At 76.0% G+C, this 524-nt stretch carries 1 protein-coding gene; it reads right to left on the bottom strand.

What is annotated here, in order from left to right; all coding sequences use genetic code 11:
• A partial coding sequence (locus tag MJ785_RS21935; protein ID WP_255727620.1) for an FHA domain-containing protein occupies positions 1-465 on the bottom strand: 465 nt, incomplete at its 3' end.
• Positions 466-524: the final 59 nt, after the last annotated feature.

The following is a 524-nucleotide window of genomic DNA, read 5'->3' on the forward strand; positions in this document are numbered from 1 at the left end:
GTTGACGAACGTCCCGTTCCAGCTGCCGAGGTCGACGATCCGCCACTCGGGCCCGGCCTGGCGCAGCTCCGCGTGCCGGCGGGAGACGAGCGGGTCGGCGAGCACCACGTCACACTCGGGCGCGCGGCCGATGACGACCGACGCCGCCCCGACCGGATGCAGCGCCGTAGCCTTGCGTTCCCACCAGGTCCCGGTTGCTGCCGTCCCGGCAGGTGGGATGTTGCCCGGCCGGCGTGCCGGGGGCGGCGGCGCGGCCGGTGCCTGTTGTGGTAACCGGTAGTGCCCGGTGCCGAAAACAGTGGGTGGGATGCCTGGCCCCTGTGCCGTGGGCGGCGTCCGTGATGGCGCGCTCTTGGCCTGCCACCAGCTGGATCCGGGGGCGGCTGGTGGTGGCGGTGCCGCCTGCGGCGGAGGCGCCGCTCGCGGTGGGAGCGCTGGTGACGGTGACGGGGGCGGGGGTGTCACTGGTGGCGGTAGCGCTGGTGGCCGTGCGGGCGCTGCCGGTGGTGGCGCCGCGCGGGCGC

Source organism: Protofrankia sp. CiT1, assembly GCF_917627335.1.
Classification (GTDB): domain Bacteria; phylum Actinomycetota; class Actinomycetes; order Frankiales; family Frankiaceae; genus Protofrankia.